The following is a 710-nucleotide window of genomic DNA, read 5'->3' as shown; positions in this document are numbered from 1 at the left end:
AGGAAGAGGGGCTGGTCACCAAGACCGTCGACGGCCGCACCACCATCTACGCCATCACCGAGGCCGGGCGGGCGGAGCTCGCGTCGCGCGAGGGCGACCTCGCCGGCATCGAAGCCGGCCTCACCGACTCGGTGCGGCTGATCGCGAGCGAAGTGCGGCAGAGCGTCCAGGACGCGATGAAGAGCCTTCGCGCCGATCTGGCAGCGGCCGAGAAGGGCGAGCGCACGGCGGCGAAGAACCGTCCCCGCACGGCGACCGACGACTCCCGGCTCGTCAGCCGCGAGGAGATGCACCGCGCCGATGCCGTGATCAACGCCTTCCGCGCACGGGTGCGCACCGATCTGCGCACCCACATCGCGAAGGGCGGCACCCTCTCCCCCTCGGTCGTCACCGAGCTCGAAGCGGCGCTCGACACCGCCGCACGCGGTGTCACGGTCGCCCTGAGCACGCCACGCCCGTGATCGGTTCCGAGCCGGGTGCGGCACGTCCGCGGCAGGACGACGCCCGCGCGCGGGTGGAACCTCGTCTGCCGGGGCACGCGCGACCACCGCAGCTCCCCACCGCACCCGTGCAGACGTCACCCTCCGCGCGACGTCACGGCATCGTCATCCACATGGGGTGACGCCGTACGAGAAGAGGCCCCACCGGCAATCGCCGACGGGGCCTCTTCTGCGTCCGGGGAACGGCCACTACTTCTCGGGCCAGATCTC

The 710-nt window shown here is 72.0% G+C and carries 1 protein-coding gene; it reads left to right on the top strand.

Annotated elements, in window-relative coordinates:
* Positions 1-461: hypothetical protein (locus tag L687_RS34305; protein ID WP_021200361.1), on the top strand; the 461-nt coding region annotated here is incomplete at its 5' end.
* Positions 462-710 lie beyond the last annotated feature (249 nt).

The sequence above is a fragment of the Microbacterium maritypicum MF109 genome (genome assembly GCF_000455825.1).
GTDB classification, from domain to species: domain Bacteria; phylum Actinomycetota; class Actinomycetes; order Actinomycetales; family Microbacteriaceae; genus Microbacterium; species Microbacterium maritypicum_A.
This window is presented reverse-complemented; position numbering and strand designations above follow the sequence as displayed.